General features: G+C 66.3%; 20 protein-coding genes. 15 read left to right on the top strand and 5 right to left on the bottom strand.

Annotated elements, in window-relative coordinates:
• The first annotated feature begins 51 nt into the window (after positions 1-51).
• The 4 genes from VGN62_RS03630 to VGN62_RS03615 all read left to right on the top strand — a co-directional run bounded on the left by VGN62_RS03630 (position 52) and on the right by VGN62_RS03615 (position 4,020).
• Positions 52-669: a ribonuclease D gene (locus VGN62_RS03630; RefSeq protein ID WP_327451274.1), complete on the top strand. Its 618-nt coding sequence runs from the start codon at positions 52-54 to the stop codon at positions 667-669.
• 26 nt (positions 670-695) lie between these two features.
• Positions 696-1,334 carry an LPS export ABC transporter periplasmic protein LptC gene (lptC, locus tag VGN62_RS03625; RefSeq protein ID WP_327451273.1) on the top strand — a complete coding sequence of 213 codons (639 nt, stop codon included), beginning with the start codon at positions 696-698 and terminating at the stop codon, positions 1,332-1,334.
• On the top strand, positions 1,331-1,906 hold the full coding sequence (locus VGN62_RS03620) for an LptA/OstA family protein (protein ID WP_327451272.1): 576 nt from the start codon (positions 1,331-1,333) through the stop codon (positions 1,904-1,906). The genes lptC and VGN62_RS03620 overlap by 4 nt, the downstream gene beginning before the upstream one ends.
• Before the next feature lie 293 nt (positions 1,907-2,199).
• On the top strand, positions 2,200-4,020 hold the full coding sequence (locus tag VGN62_RS03615) for an ABC transporter ATP-binding protein/permease (protein WP_327451271.1): 1,821 nt from the start codon (positions 2,200-2,202) through the stop codon (positions 4,018-4,020).
• A 9-nt stretch (positions 4,021-4,029) separates the two neighbouring features.
• Here the strand turns inward: VGN62_RS03615 and VGN62_RS03610 are convergent, their stop codons facing one another.
• On the bottom strand, positions 4,030-4,416 hold the full coding sequence (locus tag VGN62_RS03610) for a hypothetical protein (RefSeq protein WP_327451270.1): 387 nt from the start codon (positions 4,414-4,416) through the stop codon (positions 4,030-4,032).
• A gap of 97 nt (positions 4,417-4,513) precedes the next feature.
• Between VGN62_RS03610 and ybaL the strand changes: the two genes are divergently transcribed.
• The 5 genes from ybaL to VGN62_RS03585 all read left to right on the top strand — a co-directional run bounded on the left by ybaL (position 4,514) and on the right by VGN62_RS03585 (position 10,481).
• Positions 4,514-6,154 carry a YbaL family putative K(+) efflux transporter gene (gene ybaL / locus VGN62_RS03605; RefSeq protein ID WP_327451269.1) on the top strand — a complete coding sequence of 547 codons (1,641 nt, stop codon included), beginning with the start codon at positions 4,514-4,516 and terminating at the stop codon, positions 6,152-6,154.
• 42 nt (positions 6,155-6,196) lie between these two features.
• On the top strand, positions 6,197-7,975 hold the full coding sequence (gene recQ, locus VGN62_RS03600; RefSeq protein ID WP_327451267.1) for a DNA helicase RecQ: 1,779 nt from the start codon (positions 6,197-6,199) through the stop codon (positions 7,973-7,975).
• A gap of 147 nt (positions 7,976-8,122) precedes the next feature.
• Positions 8,123-8,428 (top strand): UrcA family protein, encoded by a 306-nt coding sequence (locus VGN62_RS03595; RefSeq protein WP_327451265.1) that lies wholly within the window; start codon positions 8,123-8,125, stop codon positions 8,426-8,428.
• Between the two features lie 59 nt (positions 8,429-8,487).
• Positions 8,488-9,546, top strand: a complete 1,059-nt coding sequence (locus VGN62_RS03590) for an AraC family transcriptional regulator (protein WP_327451264.1) — start codon at positions 8,488-8,490, stop codon at positions 9,544-9,546.
• A gap of 74 nt (positions 9,547-9,620) precedes the next feature.
• Positions 9,621-10,481, top strand: a complete 861-nt coding sequence (locus tag VGN62_RS03585) for a sterol desaturase family protein (RefSeq protein WP_327451262.1) — start codon at positions 9,621-9,623, stop codon at positions 10,479-10,481.
• On the opposite strand, the gene VGN62_RS03580 is transcribed toward VGN62_RS03585, so the two are convergent.
• Positions 10,418-11,047 carry a GNAT family N-acetyltransferase gene (locus VGN62_RS03580; protein WP_327451260.1) on the bottom strand — a complete coding sequence of 210 codons (630 nt, stop codon included), beginning with the start codon at positions 11,045-11,047 and terminating at the stop codon, positions 10,418-10,420. The genes VGN62_RS03585 and VGN62_RS03580 overlap by 64 nt on opposite strands.
• 102 nt (positions 11,048-11,149) lie before the next feature.
• Between VGN62_RS03580 and VGN62_RS03575 the strand changes: the two genes are divergently transcribed.
• The 4 genes from VGN62_RS03575 to VGN62_RS03560 all read left to right on the top strand — a co-directional run bounded on the left by VGN62_RS03575 (position 11,150) and on the right by VGN62_RS03560 (position 14,577).
• Positions 11,150-11,584, top strand: coding sequence for a TIGR01244 family sulfur transferase (locus tag VGN62_RS03575; RefSeq protein WP_327451258.1), 435 nt, complete (start codon positions 11,150-11,152; stop codon positions 11,582-11,584).
• Positions 11,581-11,988 (top strand): hypothetical protein, encoded by a 408-nt coding sequence (locus VGN62_RS03570; RefSeq protein ID WP_327451256.1) that lies wholly within the window; start codon positions 11,581-11,583, stop codon positions 11,986-11,988. Before VGN62_RS03575 ends, VGN62_RS03570 begins: the two co-directional genes overlap by 4 nt.
• A complete protein-coding gene (locus tag VGN62_RS03565) occupies positions 11,981-12,895 on the top strand; it encodes a sterol desaturase family protein (protein ID WP_327451253.1) in 915 nt (304 codons plus the stop codon). Before VGN62_RS03570 ends, VGN62_RS03565 begins: the two co-directional genes overlap by 8 nt.
• Positions 12,896-12,990: 95 nt before the next feature.
• The gene (locus tag VGN62_RS03560; RefSeq protein ID WP_327451251.1) at positions 12,991-14,577 is read left to right on the top strand and encodes a GMC family oxidoreductase; all 1,587 of its coding nucleotides are present in this window, start codon (positions 12,991-12,993) and stop codon (positions 14,575-14,577) included.
• Here VGN62_RS03560 and VGN62_RS03555 read toward each other — a convergent pair.
• Positions 14,574-15,116 (bottom strand): winged helix-turn-helix transcriptional regulator, encoded by a 543-nt coding sequence (locus tag VGN62_RS03555; RefSeq protein WP_327451249.1) that lies wholly within the window; start codon positions 15,114-15,116, stop codon positions 14,574-14,576. The two genes, VGN62_RS03560 and VGN62_RS03555, sit on opposite strands and share 4 nt — an antisense overlap.
• Before the next feature lie 94 nt (positions 15,117-15,210).
• On the opposite strand from VGN62_RS03555, the gene VGN62_RS03550 reads away from it, so the two are divergent.
• A complete protein-coding gene (locus tag VGN62_RS03550; protein WP_327451247.1) occupies positions 15,211-15,585 on the top strand; it encodes a VOC family protein in 375 nt (124 codons plus the stop codon).
• On the top strand, positions 15,582-16,058 hold the full coding sequence (locus VGN62_RS03545; RefSeq protein ID WP_327451246.1) for a hypothetical protein: 477 nt from the start codon (positions 15,582-15,584) through the stop codon (positions 16,056-16,058). Before VGN62_RS03550 ends, VGN62_RS03545 begins: the two co-directional genes overlap by 4 nt.
• A gap of 232 nt (positions 16,059-16,290) precedes the next feature.
• On the opposite strand, the gene VGN62_RS03540 is transcribed toward VGN62_RS03545, so the two are convergent.
• The gene (locus VGN62_RS03540) at positions 16,291-18,732 is read right to left on the bottom strand and encodes a TonB-dependent receptor (protein ID WP_327451245.1); all 2,442 of its coding nucleotides are present in this window, start codon (positions 18,730-18,732) and stop codon (positions 16,291-16,293) included.
• A gap of 258 nt (positions 18,733-18,990) precedes the next feature.
• Positions 18,991-20,355: an ammonium transporter gene (locus VGN62_RS03535; protein ID WP_327451243.1), complete on the bottom strand. Its 1,365-nt coding sequence runs from the start codon at positions 20,353-20,355 to the stop codon at positions 18,991-18,993.
• Positions 20,356-20,358: the final 3 nt, after the last annotated feature.

Genomic DNA, 20,358 nt, shown 5'->3' with positions numbered 1-20,358 from the left:
GCGCGAAAACCAGTCATTGAGCGGCGGGGCGGCTTGGCCTAAGGCGGCGCTATGACTGTCCATTTCCACGAAGAAGATCTGCCCGAGGGCGTGCTGGGTCCCGGCGCGGTCGCGATCGATACCGAGACCATGGGGCTGAACCCGCTGCGCGACCGGCTGTGCCTCGTCCAGATCAGCGACGGGTCGGGCGACGAGCACCTCGTGCGCTTCAAGCCCGGCAGCAGCTATGACGCGCCGGTGCTGAAGGCGATATTGACCGACACCAACCGATTGAAATTGTTTCATTTTGCTCGCTTCGATATTGCGGCGCTGCAGCAGGCGCTCGGCGTCGTGACGGCGCCCGTCTATTGCACCAAGATCGCCTCGAAGCTGGTCCGCACCTACACCGACCGCCATGGCCTCAAGGAACTGGTGCGCGAACTCCTCGGTCAGGAAGTATCGAAGCAGCAGCAGTCGAGCGACTGGGGCGCCGCCGAACTCAGCGACGCGCAGCGCGATTATGCCGCGAGCGACGTGCGCTTCCTGCACGCGATGAAGGGCATCCTCGACGCGCGTCTCGCGCGCGAGGGGCGCACCGAACTCGCGCAGGCCTGTTTCGATTTCCTGCCGACGCGCGCAGCACTCGACCTCGCCGGCTGGCCCGAGACCGATATTTTCGCGCATAGCTGAAAGTGATTCGCACAAGGCTTTGATGGATGTCCGAACGCGCCGATCTTGACCGCACGATGCGCCAGATGTGGGCGGCCAGCGGGTCGAGCCACGACCGGCTGGTGCGCATCCTGCGTTTCGGCCTGCCGCTCGTGATCGGCGTCGTCGCCGCGGTGCTCGTCTTTTCGCCCTTCACCCAGCGCGCCGAAATCAGCTTCCTGTTGTCCAAGGACAAGGTCGACATGGCGAGCGAGCGGATGAAGGTGACGCGCGCCGAATATCGCGGCCAGGACGCGAAGGGGCAGCCGTTCGCGCTGCTCGCGGGAAGCGCGGTGCAGAAAAGCTCGGCCGAGCCGATCGTGCGGATGACCGACCTCTCTGGGGCGATCAAGCTCGCCGACGGCCCGGCGACGATCGTCGCGCGCGACGGTGCCTATAATATGGAGACCGAAAAGGTCGCGGTGCCGGGGACGGTGCAGGTCAAGAGCGCGAACGGCTATCGCATCGACGCGAGCAATGTCGCGGTCGACCTCAAGACACGCAGCCTGCTGGGACAGGGCGGCGTCAACGGCAGCCTGAACATCGGGCAATTTTCCGCCAACCAGCTGTCCGCCGACCTCGACCAGCGCGTCGTGCGCCTGCAAGGCAATGCGCGGCTGCGGATCAATCAGGGAGCGCTCAAATGAACCGTTTTTGGACCATGAAGAGCATGGCGCTCGCGGGAGCAGGCTTCGCCCTGACCAGCCTCGCCCTCCTGTCGGCGGGCGGCGGCGACGCCGCGCACGCGCAGGCGCTCGCCAATCACAATAGCAACGCGCCGGTCGATTTCGCCGCGGGCAGCATCGAGGTGCAGGACCGCGCCGACCGTGTCGTTCTGGCGGGCAATGTCCGCGTGACGCAGGCCGGACTGACGGTCACCGCGCCGCGGATGACCGTCGCCTATACGCGCTCGGGCGGCACCGACGTCAACCGGCTCGACGCGACCGGGGGTGTGACGGTGGTGAAGGGCGACGAGACCGCGAAGGGCAATGTCGCGATCTATGACCTCGACCGCCGCCTGATCACGATGGTCGGCAATGTCGAGTTGCGCCAGCGCGGCAACCATTTGCGCGGCGGGCGGCTGGTGATCGACCTGACGAGTGGCCGCGCGACGGTCGACGGGCGCGGCGCGGCGCGCGGACCCGACGGCAATCCCGTGGCGGGCGGCACCGGCGGGCGCGTCACCGGCACCTTCACGGTACCGGAAAGAAAGCAGTAACCACAGCGATTGACGGATCTGCAACCACGCGCCTTCACCAAGGGCGTGGGACCAGATCACCGCGGTGCCGGGGGGCGGCCGCTCAATGGAAGCGAACCCCCATGCGCTTTTCCCCGCTCGTTCCGCCCCGGCGCCCGATATTCGGCCGGCGTCAAGAGCCGCCCGCCGCGATCATCCCGACCCCGACATCCGAAGAACGGCGCCTGATCGACCGGATCATTCGTCACGCAGGGTATCGCGAATCGCGCTAGCCCCGTTGGCGGAACGGCATTCGCCCCCTACATGGGGCGTCCATGCCTCCTGACAGCAGCACCTCCGCCGACGCCTCGCGCGAACCGCCCGTCCTCGCGACGCTGAAGCGTTTCCTGCCCTATCTGTGGCCGGCGGGAAATCGCGGGCACAAGATCCGCATCGTCCTTGCCGCGCTGATCGTGCTCGCGTCGAAGGGCGTGCAGCTGTCGATGGGCTTCCTCTATGGCGCCGCGATCGACAAGATGGCGCCGGGGATGGAGGAGGGCGTCGCGCTCGCGATCGGGCTGGTGCTCGCCTATGCCGGGGCACGCTTTGCCGGGGTGTTGTTCGACAACCTCCGCAATGTGGTGTTCGAGCGCGTCGGGCAGGATGCGACGCGCGAGCTGGCGATCGCGACCTTCAGCCACCTGCATGCGCTTTCGCTGCGCTTCCACCTCGCGCGGCGGACGGGCGAGGTCACCAAGGTGATCGAGCGCGGGACGAAGAGCATCGACACGATGCTTTACTTCCTGCTGTTCAACATCGCGCCGACGATCATCGAGCTTGCGGCGGTGCTGATCATCTTCTGGACCAAGTTCAGCTTCGGCCTCGCCAGCGCGACCGCGTTGATGGTCGTCGTCTATATCATCTTCACGCGTAAGGTGACCGATTGGCGCAACGCGCTGCGCACGCGGATGAACGACCTCGATACGCTGACGATCGGGCGCAGCGTCGACAGCCTGCTCAATTACGAGACGGTCAAATATTTCGGCGCCGAGGAGCGTGAAGAAGCGCGCTATCGTGACGTCGCCGACCAATATGCGCGCGCCGCGGTCAAGAGCGAGAACAGCCTCGCCTGGCTCAACATCGGGCAGAGCCTGATCACCAACGCCGCGCTCGCCGGGGCGATGGCCTATACGGTGTGGGGCTGGTCGACGGGTGAATATAAGGTCGGCGACGTGGTGCTGGTGAACACGTTGCTCGCACAGCTGTTCCGCCCGCTCGACATGCTCGGCATGGTCTATCGCGTGATCCGGCAGGGGCTGATCGACATGGAGGCGATGTTCCGCCTGATCGACACCCCGCCCGAGATTTCCGATGCGCCCGATGCCTGGCCGCTCGTCGTGAACGGCGGCGCGGTGACGTTCGAGAATGTGGTGTTCGGCTACGAGTCCGACCGGACGATCCTGAATGGCGTGAGCTTCGCCGTCGGCGCGGGCGAAACGCTGGCGATCGTCGGGCCGTCGGGCGCGGGCAAGTCGACGATCGCGCGGCTGCTGTTCCGTTTCTATGATCCGCAGGGCGGGCGCATCCTGATCGACGGTCAGGATATCGCAGCGGTCACGCAGAAAAGCCTGCGCGCCGAGATCGGCATCGTCCCGCAGGACACGGTGCTGTTCAACGATTCGATCGGTTACAATATCGCCTATGGCCGCGAAGGCGCGGGTGCCGACGCGATTGCCGCGGCGGCCGAGGGCGCCGCGATCGACACCTTCATCGCGCTGCTGCCGCAAGGCTATGATACCGAGGTCGGCGAGCGTGGGCTCAAACTGTCGGGCGGCGAGAAACAGCGCGTCGCAATCGCGCGCACGCTGCTCAAGAACCCGCCGGTGCTGATATTGGACGAAGCGACGAGCGCGCTCGACAGCCGGACCGAGGCGGCGATCCAGGACACGCTCGACCGCATCGCGGCACGGCGCACGACCTTGGTGATCGCGCACCGCCTGTCGACGGTCACGGGCGCCGACCGGATCATCGTGCTGGAAAAAGGGCGCGTCGCCGAGACGGGCACGCACGACCAGCTGCTCGCGATGCGCGGACTCTACGCCGACATGTGGGCGCGGCAGCAGGCCGAGCGCGACGAGGGTACCGTCGACGCCTGACCGCGCGGGTCAGGCGATCAGCCTGTCCGACGCCCAGATGTGATAGGGTTCGAGGTCGATCGGGATCGCGTGCGGCACCGGATGGCTGTTGCCGTTGCAGCTGACATCGACCCGGTCGAGGTTGCCGGCGTCGTCGACCGACAGCATGATTTCGAGCTGGCGGTCGGCGGTCACGGCGAAATCGGCGTTGAAAACGACGCCGCCCGATTTGGTTTTGCGGGCGAGCGGCGGCGTGCCCGTTTGCACCCGGACGCCGAAGCTGTTGCACCCACACGCGCAAAAATCCGCCAGTTCGGCGCCGTCGAACTGCGCCGCCAGCCGCGCCGCATTGGGATAAGCGCAGCGGGCGATCACGAAATCGCGCCAATAGGCGGCCTGTTCGGGTCCGTTGGGCATCGCATGAGGCTAGGTCGAGCGGCCGGGATAGGCAATCGCAACTAAATTACTTGCCTTGGGTTGACCCGTTCCGCCCGCGCCCTTTACGCAAGGGGTCATGCCACATGACACCAGCCTGATCGGAACCATCGTCGCCGGTCTGGGCGTCGCCTTCCTGATGGGGGCGTTAGCACACCGCCTCAAAATCTCGCCGATCGCGGGCTACTTGCTCGCGGGGGTGATGGTCGGGCCGTTTACGCCGGGGTTCGTCGCCGACACCGGGCTCGCGCTCCAGCTCGCCGAGATCGGCGTGATCCTGCTGATGTTCGGGGTGGGCTTGCATTTTTCGCTCAAGGACCTGCTTTCGGTGCGCAAGATCGCGGTGCCGGGGGCGATCGCACAGATCGCCGTCGCGACCGCGCTCGGCATGATGCTCGGGCTGTGGCTCGGCTGGTCGGTCGAGGGCAGTATCGTCTTCGGACTCGCGCTCTCGGTCGCATCGACCGTCGTGCTGCTACGCGCGCTGCAGGCGCGCGACATGGTTGAGACCGAAAAGGGACGAATCGCGGTCGGCTGGCTCATCGTCGAGGATCTGGTCATGGTGCTTGCGCTCGTACTGCTGCCCGCGATGTTCGGGTCGCGCGGCGATGAGGGCGGCTCCGCAGGGCTGCTGCAATCGGCGGGGATCGTGCTCGTCAAGGTCGTCGGCTTCGTCGCCTTCATGTTCGTGATCGCGCGGCGGGTTCTGCCGTGGGTGCTCCACTGGGTCGCGCATTCGGGGTCGCGCGAACTGTTCCGTCTCGCGGTGCTTGCGATCGCGCTGGGGGTTGCGTTCGGCGCGGCGGTCATTTTCGACGTGTCCTTCGCGCTGGGCGCCTTCTTTGCGGGGATGATCCTCGGCGAGACGCAGCTCAGCCGCCGCGCCGCCGAAGAGACGCTGCCGCTGCGCGACGCCTTCGCGGTGCTCTTCTTCGTCTCGGTCGGCATGTTGTTCGATCCGATGGTACTCGTCGAGCAGCCGGGGCCGGTGATCGCGACCGTGGCGATCATCGTCGTCGGTAAGTCGGTGGCCGCCTTTGCGCTGGTCCGCGCCTTTGGTCACAAGTCGCAGACCGCGCTCACGATTTCGGTCAGCCTGGCGCAGATCGGCGAATTCTCTTTTATCCTTGCAGGGCTTGGCGTCGGGCTGAAGGTGCTGCCCGAAACCGGGCGCGACCTGATCCTCGCGGGGTCGCTCCTCTCGATCCTGTTCAACCCGATCCTCTTCACCTTGGCGGTCAAGCGCCTCCGTGCCGAGGAATCCGAGGAGGCGGTGGCGGCAACGGACGAAGAGGTCGCCCCCGCGTGCAACGCCGGCGTTGTCCTGATCGGATATGGCCGCGTCGGCAGCCATATCGGCAGCCTGATCTGCGGGCGAGGCGAGGGGCTGACGGTGATCGAGGACCAGAAGGACATGGCCGCGGCGGCGCGCGAGGCGGGCGCGACGGTGATCGTCGGCGATGCGACGAAGGAAAGCGTCCTGCGGCAGGCCGGACTCGACGAGGCGGCGACGCTGCTGATCGCGATCCCCGAGGGGGTTGAGGCGGGGGCCATCGTGCGGCGCGCGCGCGCGATCAATCCGCAGCTGGTTATCGTCGCGCGCGCGCATTCGGACGAAGAGGTCACCGACCTTGTCCGCCGCGGCGCCGACCATGTCGTTATGGCCGAACGCGAGACCGCGTCGCGGATGGCCGAGCGGGCGATGCTGACGCTCGCTTAAGGGCTTCCCCCGCTTCGCCATCTTGCCTATCGCGGCGGCACGATGTCCGCCGACGCTCTCCTCCCCTTGCTCAAATCCACCTTCGGTTTCGATGCCTTTCGCGGGCGTCAGGGCGAGGTTGTGGGCCGGGTGATGGCGGGCGAGCGCACGCTCGCGGTAATGCCGACGGGCGCAGGCAAGTCGCTGACCTATCAATTGCCCGCGGTCGCGCTGAACGGATGCGTCGTCGTCGTGTCGCCGCTGATCGCGCTGATGCACGACCAGCTGCGCGGCGCGCGCGCGGCGGGGATTCGCGCCGCGAGCCTTACCAGCGTCGACGCCGACTGGGCCGACACGCGGCAGGCGTATCGCGACGGCCAGCTCGACCTGCTCTATGTCGCGCCAGAGCGCGCGACGGGCGAGGGTTTCCGTACGCTGCTCGAAGCGCAGACGCCCGCGCTGTTCGCGATCGACGAAGCGCATTGCGTGTCTGAATGGGGGCATGATTTCCGCCCCGATTATCGCCTGCTGCGCCCACTGCTCGACGCCTTTCCGGCGGTGCCGCGATTGGCCCTCACGGCAACGGCCGACAAGCACACGCGCGAGGATATCCTTGTCCAGCTCGGCATCCCGGCCGATGGCCTGATCCTCGCGGGCTTCGACCGGCCGAACATCCGTTACGCGATCCGCCCGCGCGTGAGCCCGGCGAAGCAACTCGTCGATTTCATCGCCGCCAATCCGGGGCCGGGGATCGTCTATGCGCCAACGCGTAACGGCACCGAGCGGCTTGCCGAACAGATCGCGGCGGCGACCGGGCGCAGGGTCGCGGCCTATCACGCCGGGCTCGATCCCGAACGGCGCGCGCAGGTCCAGCATGATTTCGTCGCGTCGGAGGACGGTATCGTCACTGCGACGGTCGCGTTTGGCATGGGCATCGACAAGCCCGATGTGCGCTTCGTCGCGCATGCCGGGCTGCCGAAGTCGATCGAGAGCTATTATCAGGAAACCGGGCGCGCGGGGCGCGACGGCGACCCTGCCGAGGCGATGATGCTGTGGGGCGCCGACGATTTTGCGCGCGCGCGGATGCGGCTGTCCGAATTGCCCGAGGCGCGCGTAGCGGGCGAGCGGGTGCGATTGAACGCGCTCGCGGCGCTGGTCGAGACGGTCGAGTGCCGCCGCGCGCTGTTGCTGCGCCATTTCGGCGAGAACCCGCCCGAGCGCTGCGGCAATTGCGACAATTGCCTCGAACCCGCGGCGCAGGTTGACGCGACGATCCTCGCGCAGAAACTGCTCAGCGCGGTGTATCGCACCGGGCAGAGCTTTGGCGCGGGGCATATCGAGGCGGTGCTGACCGGGCGCAGCGACGAGCGGATCGCGAGCCGCGGACACGATAAATTGTCGGTGTTCGGGATCGTCGCGGGCGAGGAGGCGCGGCTGATCAAGCCGCTGGTCCGCTCGCTGATGGCGCGCGAGGCGCTCGACACCACCGAGCATGGCGGACTGATGCTCGGTCCCGCGGCGCGCGCGATGATGAAGGGCGAAACCGCGGTGCTGATGGCCGAACCGCCGGTGAAGCGGACACAGCGCGCCTCGCGCGGCGGCGCCAGTGCGACGCCGAACCCGGTCGGCGATCCGCTGTTCGATGCGCTGCGCGCGATGCGGCGCGAACTCGCGGCCGAGGCAAATGTCCCGCCTTATGTGATCTTCCACGACGCGGTGCTGCGCGCGATGGCGAGCGAGCGGCCGGCGACGCGGAGCGCGCTGGCGGACATCCCGGGCGTCGGGGGCAAGAAGCTCGACGCGTGGGGCGACGCGTTCCTGAATGTGATCCGGCAATTTTGAGCCGATATCGGACCGTGCGGCTGGCCGATTTCGTAAACGGCTAGCCATATTCCGAACGCGGCGCGACCGGTGCGCCGATCGTCGACACTTCGCTTTCATCGCGGCCGCTCTCCCTTCGCGGCGCCGATCGATGAAAGGATTTCGACCATGAAACACCGACTGATCCTCGCGCTCGTCTCCGGATGCCTTGCCGCGATCCCCGTCGCGGTCCAGGCCTCGGACAGCGTAGCGACCGTTCGGGTCGACATGCGGGCGCTCGACCTGCGCGCGCCCGCCGATGTGAAGACCGCCGAGCGCCGGATCGCGCGCGCCGTCAGGACCGCGTGCCGCAGCCATGTCGAACATTTGAGCTTCAAGGCGCGGCGGGTGGCCCGCCAGTGCCGCGAGGCGACGCGCGAGCAAGCCATGCGGACATTGCAGGGCCGGCAGCTCCAGCAACTGGCGGCGCAATGACCCGGCGCAGCGCGGCCGCGATGGTGGCGCGCCGACGTGGCTTGCAGTAGCAGAATGTGATGGCGTCGCTGATGATCCTCGACCCGATGATTCGTGGCGGTGCCATCGCGCTGTTCCTGCTGTGGATCGCCATATTGGCGCGCGACCATGGCCATGTCCTTCCCGCGCGCGTCGCGATCGCGATGAACCTGTCGATCATCGCCTATCTGCTCGTCCCGGTCTTCAGCCCCGGAGGACGGGCGCATTTTCCCTTTGCCATCTGCGACGCGCTGTCGGTGATGGTGCCGGCTTTCTTCTGGCTGTTCGTGCGGCTGTGGTTCGACGACCAGCAGGGCATCGGCTGGCGCAGCTGGCTGCTCGTTGCCGCGTTCGGCGTGCTGCCGCTGACGCAGATCATATTGATGGCGGCGACGGGGACGTTCAGCTTCGAGATATGGGTGCTGGTGCGCATCGGCATGTTCGCCTTTGCGGTGGCGGGCATGTGGATCGCGTGGCGAGGGCGTGCGAACGACCTGATCGAGGCGCGGCGCGGATTTCGTGCTGCGCTCGTTTGCGCGATCGGCGGCTTTATCCTGCTCGTCACCTTTATCGAGATGTTCGACGGCCATGGTACGGCGTCCGATCCGGGGCGGTCGGTGACGCTCGTCGCGATCCTGGTCGCCACCTTCATCGTATCGGTCGGCCTGTATCGTTTTCGGTTGGCCGAACTGTTCGCGGCGCCGGGGCCGCGGCCGAAGCAGGTGCCGCCGCCCGACACACCCTCGGCGCTCGCGCAGCGGCTGCACGCGGTGATGGCGGAGGCGCGCGCCTATCGCGCCGAAGGCTTTTCGATCACGATCCTCGCGGCGCAGCTCGGCGAGCCCGAATATCGCGTGCGGCGCGCGATCAACGGCGAGATGGGCTTTCGCAACTTCACCGCGTTCCTGAACAGCTTCCGTCTCGACGAGATCCGCGCCGCGCTCGCCAACCCGGCGCAGCGCGAGGTGCCGATCCTGACGATCGCGCTCGATGCGGGCTTCGGTTCGCTGGGGCCGTTCAATCGCGCGTTTCGCGATGCCGAGGGGATGACGCCGAGCGCGTATCGCGCCGGCCGGCTCGCCGATTCCGGAATCGGCTAGCCGATTTTCGACATTGCGGCGCGGCGGCGCGGAAAAGCTGGTCGACGGCGGACATCGATTGGAAGGATGTCCGCATGATCCAAGACCTGCCGCCGCTCGCGATCCTGTTCGAAAAGGGGCCCGCGATCTTCGCCTTCGACTTCGGCCGCTACCTTGTCGCGGCGGGGGTGACGAGCGCGATCGTCTGGGGGCTGCGGCGGTCGAGCCTTGCGGCGCGCAAGATCCAGGCGCGCGAGGCGACGGCAGCCGACCGGCGCCGCGAAGTTCTGCAATCGCTGCAGACCGTCGGGGTCTATCTGCTCGTGTCGTTGTTCATTGTCTGGGGTGTCGATTCGGGCGTGCTGCATCGTTTTCAGGGCAGCTATGGCCTGATCGGCGATATGGCACTGCTCGCGGCGATCATCGTCGCGCACGACGCCTATTTCTATTGGGTGCACCGCGCGATGCACCATCCGCGGTTGTTCAAGGCATTCCACCGCGCGCATCATCGTTCGGTGACCCCGACGCCTTGGGCGGCCTATAGCTTCGCGATTCCCGAAGCGTTCGTGATGATCGCCTTCGTGCCGATTTGGCTGTTCTTCGTCGCGACCCCTGCTTGGGTGATGTTCCTTTGGATCAATTTCCAGATCGTTCGCAATGCGATGGGACATGCGGGCTTCGAACTGCACCCGCGCTGGTGGCTGGCGACGCCGCTGACGCGCTGGATCAACACGACGACGCACCATGATTTGCACCACAGCGGCGGGTTCAACCGCAATTACGGACTCTATTTCACCTGGTGGGACAAATGGATGGGGACCGAGCATCCGCACTATGCCGAACGGTTCCACGCGGTCGTGTCGCGCCCGCCGGTGCGCGAGATTGCGGGGCCTCAGGCGGACGGCGAAATCACCGAAACGATGTCGCTGCGCAGCGTCCAGCCGAGCCGTTCATAGAGCGCCTTGCCGTCGGCGGTGGCGACGAGCAGGCGCGTCGTGACGCCGCGGCCCGCGGCGCGGCGGCCGAGTTCGGCCATGATCGCCGAGCCGAGCCCGCGGCGGCCGAATTGCGCTTCGGTGACGATCTGGTCGTAGACGGCGACCGCGCCATGGATGCCGACAACGCCGCGCGCGGCGAGTGCACCGTCGGCATCGCGCGCGACCGCTTCGAAACGGTCGGCACCTTCATCGACTTCGATCGTGAAGTCGGGGGTGGGCCGTGCGGCGGGCATGTCGGTCCCGGTCGCCATCAGCCACATCGGATCGCGCGGCTGCCAGCGCGGCGGGATGTGCGGAAGAATCGCGTCGCGCGGGGCCGCGATATCGATGTAGATGTGCGGCGCATCGACCGCGGCGAAGGCGGCGGCGGCGGCTTCGCCCGATGTGTCGCCGAGGATGAAGCGCCCGGCCTGATCGGGTTTATCGGCATCGAACCACAGGGCCGGGGACATCGTGGCAGCGACGGGGGGAGCATAGCCGCGCGCCGCGCAATAGCCGAAGGCCCATTGAAAATGATCGTTCATGGCGCGACCATAAGCGACGCGCGGAGCAAGGGAAGCGGCAACGCATTTCCGGTGCCACCTTCACCCTTGTCAGCAAGGGCGCGGCGGGAGTAGATCGCTGGCATGAGCGATTTTCGAACCCTGTCCGCCGACTATAGCGTCGCCCCGCAGATCAGCATCGAGGATATTGCCGAGGCGAAGGCCGCGGGCTTTGCGATGGTGATCAACAACCGCCCCGATGGCGAGGAGCCGTCGGCGCCGCAGGGGGACGAGATCGCGCACGCCGCGGCGGCCGAGGGGCTGGCCTATGCCGCGATCCCGATCGGCCATGCGGGTTTCAGCCATGCGCAGATCGATGCGCTCGACAAATTGCTGCGCGATGCGACGGGGCCGATTCTCGCCTATTGCCGTTCGGGCACGCGCTCGACGCACCTGTGGGCGCTGACGCGCGCGCGCGCGGGCGACGATGTCGATGGCATCGTCGAGGCGGCGGCAAAGGGGGGATATGATCTTTCGGGGCTGCGGCCGATGCTGGACGCATTAGCAGGCGAGAAATGACGCAGGCCGCGTTGATCCAGCTCGGCGCGTCGCTCGTCGCGGTGCTTTTCATCGCCTGGCTGGTCGGGAAGATCGGGCTGGGAAGCGACCCGCGGATAGCGGACGCGGCGCACGCGATCCGGCTCGCCGAAGAGGCCGAGGCGGGGTTTAACGGAGTCGAGGTCGCACGCGACCGCGCGGGCTTTGCCGCGATCGTGCAAAATGCCGAGGGGCGGATGATGCTGGTGCGCGCGCACGGCAATTTCTTTGCCGCGCGGCCGGTCGATGCCAGCGTCGAGGGCCGGCTCGACAAGGATTTCCTGACATTGACGACACCGGAGAAAAGATTCGGCGCGGTGACGCTGCAATTGGGGAAGGATGCGGGGATGTGGGCGAGCCGGATGCGCGAGTTTAACCGTGGATAAGCTGCCCGATCCGGTCGTCTACGCCGTTCCAGCCTTCATCCTGCTGCTCATCGCCGAGATGCTGATCTCGCTACGTGCCGACAAGAGCCGCTACGAAGCGCGCGACACGCTGACCTCGCTGATGCTCGGCACGTTCAGCCAGGTTGCCGGCGCGCTCGTCGGCGCGGCGGTGATCGGCATGTCGGTTTGGGTGTACCAATTCCACCTGTTCGACATCGGGATCGAGTTCAGCCGCTGGTGGTGGGCGTGGATCCTCTGCTTCTTCCTCGACGATCTGGCTTATTATGCTTTCCACAGGAGCGCGCACCGCGTGCGCTGGTTCTGGGCGAGCCATGTCATTCACCACAGTTCGCAGCATTATAATCTGTCGACCGCGCTCAGGCAGACATGGACGGGCTTCTTCAGCCTGACCTTCCTGTTCCGCCTGCCGCTGTTCCTGATCGGCTTTCCGCCCGCGATGGTGTTCTTCTGCGCGGGGCTGAACCTGATCTACCAGTTCTGGATCCATACCGAGGCGATCAAGCGGATGCCCCGTTGGTTCGAGGCGGTGATGAACACCCCGTCGCACCACCGCGTCCACCATGGGGTGAACCCGCGCTATCTCGATGCCAATTATGCCGGCGTGTTCATCATCTGGGACAAGATGTTCGGCAGCTTCGTCGCCGAACGCGACGACGAACCGGTGCGCTATGGCATCGTCAAGCAGCTCGGCAGCTTCAATATCCTGTGGGCCGCGGTCCACGAATGGGTCGGGATCGCGAAAGACGTCTGGCATGCGCCGTGGAAGCACAAGCTCGACTATATGTGGCGCGAACCCGGCTGGAGCCACGACGGCAGCCGCGCGACGAGCGCGATGATCAAGGAGCGCTGGGCAGCAGGGCGGCCGGCCGAAGAACCGGCGGAGTAGAGCTACCTCATCTAGCAGCTTGCCTCGCCCCCTAATGACATTCATGTAAGCACGCAGACGACCGCCAGCAGGCGGCGCGAGGGAGAGTCGCAAGCATGGATCAGTTCGACATCATCGTTATCGGCGGCGGCAGCGCGGGGAGCGCGGCGGCGGGGCGGCTCGCAGAGGACGGTCGGCGGACGGTGTGCCTCGTCGAGGCGGGCGGGACCAACGACAATGTCCGCGTCAAGACGCCGGGTTTCATGCCCTTCATCCCCGATGCGTCGAACTATCGGTACGAGACGGTGCCGCAGCCGGGGCTGAACGGCCGAACCGGATATCAGCCGCGCGGGCGCGGGCTTGGCGGGTCGAGCGCGATCAACGCGATGGTCTATATCCGCGGCCACGCCTTCGATTACGATCAATGGGCGTCATTGGGCGCGACGGGCTGGAGCTATGCCGACGTGCTGCCCTTCTTCAAGCGCAGCGAAGGCAATGAACGCGGCGGCGACGAATTTCACGGGAGCGGCGGGCCGCTCAACGTGATGGACCAGCGCTGGCCCAATGTGACGAGCAAGCGCTTCATCGAGAGCGCGGCGTCGCTGCAATTGCCGCGCACCGCCGATTTCAACGGCGCGCAGCAGGAGGGTTTCGGCCTTTATCAGGTCACGCAAAAGGCGGGCGAGCGCTGGTCGGCGGCGCGCGCCTATGTCGAACCGCTCCGCGCGCACGGCAATTTCGCGGTGCGCACGGGGGCGCTGGTCGAGAAAATCCTGATCGAGGATGGGCGCGCGACGGGGGTCGTGATCCGCCGCGGCGGCAACCGCGAGACGCTCCGCGCACGCGGCGGCGTGATCCTTTCGGCGGGCGCCTTCAACAGCCCGCAGATATTGATGCTGTCGGGAATCGGGCCGGGCACGCATCTGAAGGACAAGGGGATCGAGGTGACCCTCGACCGCGACGGCGTCGGCGCGAATTTGCAGGATCATATCGACTATGTGTCGAGCTGGGAGACGCGCTCGACCGAGCCGTTCGGCGACAGCCTCGGCGGCACCTGGCGGATGGTGAAGGCGATCTTCGAGCATCGCACCAAGCGCACGGGGATCATGACGACCTGTTTCGCCGAAGCTGGCGGCTTTTGGAAATCGCGCCCCGACCTGCCCGCGCCCGACATCCAGTATCATTTCGTCCCCGCGATGCTCGAGGATCATGGTCGCACCAAGGTGAAGGGGCACGGCTTTTCGTGCCACGCCTGCGTGCTGCGCCCCGAAAGCCGCGGGACGGTGCGGCTCGCTTCGGCGGATGCCGCCGCGGCGCCCGCGATCGATCCGGGTTTCCTGACCGACGCGCGCGACATCGCGACGCTGCGCGCCGGGGTGCGGATGATGCACCGCATCGCCGCCGCGCCGCCGCTCAGCGATTATGCGGGGGTCGACCGGCATCCGGTGAATCTCGACGACGACGCGGCGCTCGACGCGCTGATCCGGTCGCGCGCCGACACCGTCTATCACCCGGTCGGTACGTGCCGGATGGGGAGCGACGCCGAGGCGGTGGTCGATCCGACGCTGAAGCTAAGCGGCATCGACGGGCTGTGGGTCGCCGATGCGAGCGTCATGCCGCGCCTGGTCAGCGGTAACACCAATGCGCCGAGTATCATGATCGGGGAGAGGGCCGCCGATTTCGTGAAGGCGGCGCTGAACTAGCCGGAGCAGGCGGCCGCGAGCAGCGCGCCATTTCCCGTCAGATCGTAACGGCTCGCGGGCGGCCTCGCGTCGAGTACCTCGCGCGTTATCAGCCCATGTTTGCCGAGCGCCGTCAGCCCCTGCGACAGCGCACGCGGGGTGGCGGGGGCGAGCAGGCGCGATAGCGCGTTGAAACGGTCATGCCCGGCGCCGATCCCGGCGACGAGCGGCAGGCCCCAGCGCGTCGCGGCGCCCGGGGGCAGGCCGAGCGCATCCTGCGCCTCGGCTATCGTTGCGGCGCGTGCGGCGGCCGCTGCCCCCGCTTCGGTGAGGATATATTCGGGGCGGAGCGGATGGCCGTGGCCGGGGTTGCGCGTGACCCAGCCGATCGCCGCTGCGGCCTCCAGAGTCCGCACGCAGCTATCGCGCGAGAGGCCCAGCCGGTGGATCAACTCGACGAAGCGCGCACCCCTGTGCGCCGCGAGGTCTGCGAGCAGCGGCACCAGCCAGCGGTGGCTGCCGAGCTGGACGAGCAGGGGATCGGGCGTAGTTGACGGCATTTGCAACTAACTATACAAACCAGACTCATGGGGCAAGCGATATGGGCGGTGCGATTCTCCGTCCGGTCGGATGCTGCGAAAAGGGAGGAAGGACATGGCGCTCAAGATCGGATCCGAGTTGACCTGTTCGATGGGGGTCAAGGACATGACCGCGTCGATCGCCTGGTACGAGCGGGTGATGTTGTGCGAACTGCTCTACCGCGCCGATGAGATCGGTTGGTGCGAGCTCAAAACCCCGATGGCGGGGGTCAATATCGGCCTCAGCCAGGTCGAGAGCGTGGCGCAGGGCGGCGGCGCGACCAATGTGTTCGAGGTCGCCGATATTGTCGAAGCCAAGGCGCATCTCGATGCCGAGGGTGTGCGGCAGGACGGCGATATCCAGCATATCCCGGGGCTGGTGAAATTGCTCACCTTCTACGATCCCGACGGCAACGCTTTCATGTTCTCGCAGTCCGAGATGGCGGCATGACGCCGCTCTGGTGGGCGGCCGCGGTGCTGGCGGCACCGGCGGCGCCCGCCGAAACTCCGTCGCTTGCGGCATGGCATGGCCATTGGATCGGGGAGGGGCAGGCGTTCGGCAAACCCGCGACCGCGACGCTCGATATCGCGCCGGGCGAGGCGGGGGCGACGCGGCTCGCCTATCGCCTGCATGTCGCGGGAAGTCCGCCGATCACCTATTCGGCCGAGGCCCACTATGCCTTCGATGCGAAGCGGCGCCTGCGCGGGCAATGGACCGACAGCAGCGGCCGGACGCGGGCCGTCGCGGGCGGCGTGAACGCGGCGAAATGGTGGACGCATTGGGGCAGCGCCGACGTCGAGATCGGCCGCTCGACCTATAGTCTCGAGGGCGACGGAACGCTCGTCATCAGCGATTCGGTGCTGCAGGAAGACGGCAACTGGCGGGTCTTTGCCATGCTGCGCTATCGGCGCACAAAGCCCTGAAAACCGCCGATTTGTGACGGCATTCATGCTGCGCACAAAAAAAGAGGGCCGGAACTTTCGTCCCGGCCCAGCCTTTCAGGCTCTCCCCTCCTGAAACTGTTGACGCAATGAATGCCATATTAATGTCATGTTGAAAAGGGCAAAATTGCGGCAATGCTGCACAAAATTTGTGCAGCATTTCAGCGGGTAGAAAGGGGCCCAAACTCGGCTGCCCGGACCCCTTTCATACCGGTCAAAAGCCCTTGCGGACCGTGACACCAAAGGTGCGCGGCTGGTTCGTCGCAAAGCCGAGCCGCGCGCGTCCGCCGCGTTCGCGATCGAAGGCGAGCAGCGCGTTTTCGTCGAGCAGATTGTTCACATAAACCGAGATTTCGAGTTCGTCGGGAAACTCGATCCCGGCGCCGATATTCACCAGCTGATAGTCAGGCAGCTTGAGGTCGATCGTCGTCGCCGAACCGACCGGCGCCCCGCCGAAGGTGAAACCATGGACAAAGGTTCGCGGGTTGTTTTCCTGGTCGCCGGGCTGCGTGTAGCGGCTGCCGACATGCTGGAACGACGCGGTCACGAAGGCGTTGCTGTTCCCCGATGCGTCGATCGGGAAGCTGTAGGTCGCGTTCGCCGCCATCTGGAACCGGGGCACCGAGGGGAGGCGGTTGCCCTTGCGGATCCCCTCAATCACCGTGCCGTTCGGGCGGGTCAGCGTCGAATCGAATTCGGCCTCGACATAGCTGCCCGACAGCCCGAGATCGAGCCCGGTGAACGGGCTGGCCGACAGCTCGAATTCGAGGCCCATCGTATGCGCGTCGGCGTTGAACACGATGCGCGACGAGCAGCTTCCGGCATCGGCGGTGACCTGCAGGTTGTTGATCTTGGTATAGAAGCCAGCGGCGTTGAAGGTGATACCGCCGAACTGCGCCTTCACCCCGCCCTCATAGTTCCATAAGGTTTCGTCGTCGTAGCGCGGCCGACCGCCGAAGGTTGCTGCGTCGGGTCCGTTCGGCACGCCGCTGTCGCACAGCGGCAGGTTGAGCGGATCGTTGACCCCGCCGAGGCGGAAGCCCTTCGACGCCTGCGCGTTGAGCGTGACGCCGTCGGCGACGTCGTAGCTGAGCAGCAGGCGCGGCGAGAAGCCCGTCGACGAGGTCTTGTCGCGCGCGTTGTCGCCGTTCGGGAACAGGCCGCCCGATACGAAACGCCGGCTTTCGTCGAAGGCATAATAGCGCCCGCCCAATGTCGCGGTGAGGCGATCGGTAAAGTCGTAGCTCACCTCGCCGAAGATCGCGATCTGCGTCAGATTATAGGGAATGTCGGCATTATAGGGCGAATCGGGCCCGAAGCCGTTGGCGAGGTCGGACGACTCGAGTGGCACGCCAGGCGAACGGCACACCGGGTTGACGGGTCGCGAACAGAGGCCCGCGAGGAAGCCGTCGTCAAATTGGTCGTAACCCGGCGTCGGTAAGCGCTGGGTATAGTCGCGCTTTACATGGGCATAATAGCCGCCGATGAGCCACTGGAACGGGCCGGTCCCCGCTGAATTTACGCGCACTTCCTGCGTGAACTGTTTGACCCCCGTCGTGTCGACGAGGTTCGCGGGGAGCAGGATCCCGGCATCGACGAAGCCGAGGTCCGACGACACGCTGCCGGTGAGCGCGCTCGCGTCGCGGCTGACGAGGATATCGCGATCGGTATAGGTGGTCACCGAGGTGACACCCACGGCATCGCCGTCATAATTCATCGTCAGGTCGAAGAGTTTGACCTCGTCCTTGAACCCTTCGTCGAGCAGCAGATATTGCTGGCGTTCCTTGAAGGCGACCTGCGGCCGCGTCGTCGTGAACTGGTTGGCATAGAGATTATAGACTTCCTGCCGGTTGAAACCGTCGGTCGTGACCTTTTGATAGAGGAAGCGCGGGGTGATCGAGAGCCCCTCGGCGGGCTCCCAGCGTAGCGACACGCGGCCGCCATAGCGTTCGCCGCTGTTGACGTCCTCGGTCACACCGCCGCCTTCGCGCAACGCGTCGATAAAGCCCCCGTAGCGCGTGTAATAGCCGACCGCGCGCAGCGCGAGATTGGAGCTGAGCGGCAGATTGATCGCGCCCTTGAGGTGTCCGCCGAAATCATCGCCGTCGACGAGGTTCACATTGCCTTCGACCTTGCCTTCGATGCGGTCAGTCGTCGGCTGGTTGGTGATGTAGCGAAGCGTGCCGCCGACCGAACCCGAGCCGAAGAGCGTGCCCTGCGGCCCGCGCAGCGTTTCGACGCGGTTCAAATCGAAAAGGTCGAGGTCGGGGGTGAACAGCGACAGCGAGACGACCGATTCGTCGAGATAGACGCCGACCTGTTCCTTGACCCCGGGCTGGTCGCGCGCGATCTGGCCCGCCGATACGCCGCGCACCGATACCTGGCTCTGGCCAGGCCCGAGATTCTGGACGGTCAGCCCCGCGACATTGCGCGAGAGGTCTTCGATCGTGCTCGCATTGGCGCGCTCGATCGCCTTTTCGGTCTGCGCGTTGATCGAAAAGGGAACGTCCTGCAGGCTGGCGTCGCGCTTCGTCGCGGTGACGATGATCGCATTGCCGTCATAGCTGTCGTCGGGCGCGTCCTGCGCCGCAGCGGCCGGTGCGGTAGCAAGTGCGAGCAGCGACAGGCCCGCAAGCATATATGTGCGTGAAAGCATCCTTTTTCTCCTCCTGTTAGCCGGCTCTGTGACCGGTCTGGCAGAGGAGTGCGCGCGCGGCGCAAAGGTTGCACGAAATGGAGCCGCCCGAAAAAATGGTCGCGAGCTGTTGCATCCCGGCCACGGTTCCAAGGCCGGCAAAAAAAAAGGCCGGGGACAAGCCCCGGCCAGTGGTTCGCAGGAGGAACCTGGGGAGGACCCCGCCGCCGCCGTTTGAAAGGAGAGAGAGCGTGCGGCGACGGGTATCCTGTCTCGTTGTCAGTAGTTGTAGGCGCGCTCCCCATGCTCGCCGAGGTCGAGGCCTTCGCGCTCCACTTCTTCGGAGACGCGCCCGCCGGTGACCGCCTTGGCGATGGTGAAGGCGATCGCCGAACCGACCGCCGACCAGAGGACGGCGACGCCGACCGACTTGACCTGGATCCACAGCTGGCTGCCGAGGACATAGTCGTCGCCCGCCGGACCGCCGAGTGCGGGAAGCATCGTGACCGCGGTCAGGATCGAACCGATCAGGCCACCGATGCCGTGGATACCGAACACGTCGAGCGAGTCGTCGAAGCCGAGCTTGGCTTTGAGCTTCATCACGAACCAGCAGCAGACGATGCCCGCGACCGCACCGAGCAGGATCGCGCCGAACGGACCCGAGTTGCCTGCGGCGGGGGTGACGGCGACAAGGCCGGCGATCGCACCCGAACAGGCGCCGAGCAGCGAGCCCTTGTGGCCGAGGACGCGTTCGGTGAGCATCCAGAAGAGGACGCCGGCGGCGGTGGCGGTGAAGGTGTTGATCAGCGCGAGGCCGGCCGACCCGTTGGCTTCGAGCGCCGAGCCGGCGTTGAAGCCGAACCAGCCCACCCAGAGCAGCCCGGTACCGACCAGGGTCATCGTCAGCGAGTGCGGGGCCATGATTTCCTTCTGGTAACCCGTGCGCTTGCCGATGATCAGGCAGCCGACGAGCGCCGCGATGCCTGCGTTGATGTGGACGACGGTGCCGCCGGCGAAATCGAGCGCGCCCCAGCCGAAGATCAGGCCGGTCGAGGCCTCGTCACCGCCCAGATACCAGACCATGTGCGCGATCGGGTAATAGACGATGGTCAGCCAGACGATCGCGAAGACCATCACCGCCGAGAATTTCATGCGCTCGACGAGGCCGCCGAGGACCAGCGCGACGGTGATCGCCGAGAAGGTCATCTGGAAGGCGATGAACACAAATTCGGGGATCACGACGCCGTCGGTGAAGGTCGCGACGGTCGAATCTGCCGCAACCCCGGCGAGGAAGAGCTTGCCCGACGAGATGAACTGGTTGGCGTCGCCGCCGAAGGCGAGGCTGTAGCCGAACATCACCCACATGATCATCGCGAGCGCCGCGACGGCGAGGATCTGCGTCAGCACCGACGCCATATTCTTGGTGCGGACGAGGCCGCCGTAAAAGAGCGCGAGGCCGGGGACGATCATCGCCATGACGAGCACGGTCGCGACCATCATCCACGCGGTGTCGCCCTTGTCGGGCGTCGGCTTGACGGCTTCGGCGACGGCGGGCGCCGCCTCCTGCGCCCAGACGGGCAGCGCGGCGAACAGCGCGAGGCCCGCGGCCCCGGCTCCCGCCGCAATCTTGTTTGCGAAGTTCATTGC

The sequence above is a fragment of the Sphingopyxis sp. genome (genome assembly GCF_035998905.1).
In the GTDB taxonomy this organism is placed as follows: domain Bacteria; phylum Pseudomonadota; class Alphaproteobacteria; order Sphingomonadales; family Sphingomonadaceae; genus Sphingopyxis.
Note: the sequence above shows the minus strand (reverse complement) of the source record. Positions and strands in the feature narration are given on the sequence as shown.

Coding starts and splice junctions, on each gene's coding strand:
- VGN62_RS03560 (WP_327451251.1), top strand. CDS start 12,991: ATGGATCAGTTCGACATCATCGTTATCGGCGGCGGCAGCGCGGGGAGC.
- VGN62_RS03595 (WP_327451265.1), top strand. CDS start 8,123: ATGAAACACCGACTGATCCTCGCGCTCGTCTCCGGATGCCTTGCCGCG.
- VGN62_RS03550 (WP_327451247.1), top strand. CDS start 15,211: ATGGCGCTCAAGATCGGATCCGAGTTGACCTGTTCGATGGGGGTCAAG.
- recQ (WP_327451267.1), top strand. CDS start 6,197: ATGTCCGCCGACGCTCTCCTCCCCTTGCTCAAATCCACCTTCGGTTTC.
- VGN62_RS03570 (WP_327451256.1), top strand. CDS start 11,581: ATGACGCAGGCCGCGTTGATCCAGCTCGGCGCGTCGCTCGTCGCGGTG.
- VGN62_RS03545 (WP_327451246.1), top strand. CDS start 15,582: ATGACGCCGCTCTGGTGGGCGGCCGCGGTGCTGGCGGCACCGGCGGCG.
- VGN62_RS03575 (WP_327451258.1), top strand. CDS start 11,150: ATGAGCGATTTTCGAACCCTGTCCGCCGACTATAGCGTCGCCCCGCAG.
- VGN62_RS03630 (WP_327451274.1), top strand. CDS start 52: ATGACTGTCCATTTCCACGAAGAAGATCTGCCCGAGGGCGTGCTGGGT.
- VGN62_RS03580 (WP_327451260.1), bottom strand. CDS start 11,047: ATGAACGATCATTTTCAATGGGCCTTCGGCTATTGCGCGGCGCGCGGC.
- VGN62_RS03585 (WP_327451262.1), top strand. CDS start 9,621: ATGATCCAAGACCTGCCGCCGCTCGCGATCCTGTTCGAAAAGGGGCCC.
- VGN62_RS03620 (WP_327451272.1), top strand. CDS start 1,331: ATGAACCGTTTTTGGACCATGAAGAGCATGGCGCTCGCGGGAGCAGGC.
- VGN62_RS03540 (WP_327451245.1), bottom strand. CDS start 18,732: ATGCTTTCACGCACATATATGCTTGCGGGCCTGTCGCTGCTCGCACTT.
- ybaL (WP_327451269.1), top strand. CDS start 4,514: ATGCCACATGACACCAGCCTGATCGGAACCATCGTCGCCGGTCTGGGC.
- VGN62_RS03535 (WP_327451243.1), bottom strand. CDS start 20,355: ATGAACTTCGCAAACAAGATTGCGGCGGGAGCCGGGGCCGCGGGCCTC.
- VGN62_RS03555 (WP_327451249.1), bottom strand. CDS start 15,116: ATGCCGTCAACTACGCCCGATCCCCTGCTCGTCCAGCTCGGCAGCCAC.
- lptC (WP_327451273.1), top strand. CDS start 696: ATGTCCGAACGCGCCGATCTTGACCGCACGATGCGCCAGATGTGGGCG.
- VGN62_RS03590 (WP_327451264.1), top strand. CDS start 8,488: ATGGCGTCGCTGATGATCCTCGACCCGATGATTCGTGGCGGTGCCATC.
- VGN62_RS03610 (WP_327451270.1), bottom strand. CDS start 4,416: ATGCCCAACGGACCCGAACAGGCCGCCTATTGGCGCGATTTCGTGATC.
- VGN62_RS03615 (WP_327451271.1), top strand. CDS start 2,200: ATGCCTCCTGACAGCAGCACCTCCGCCGACGCCTCGCGCGAACCGCCC.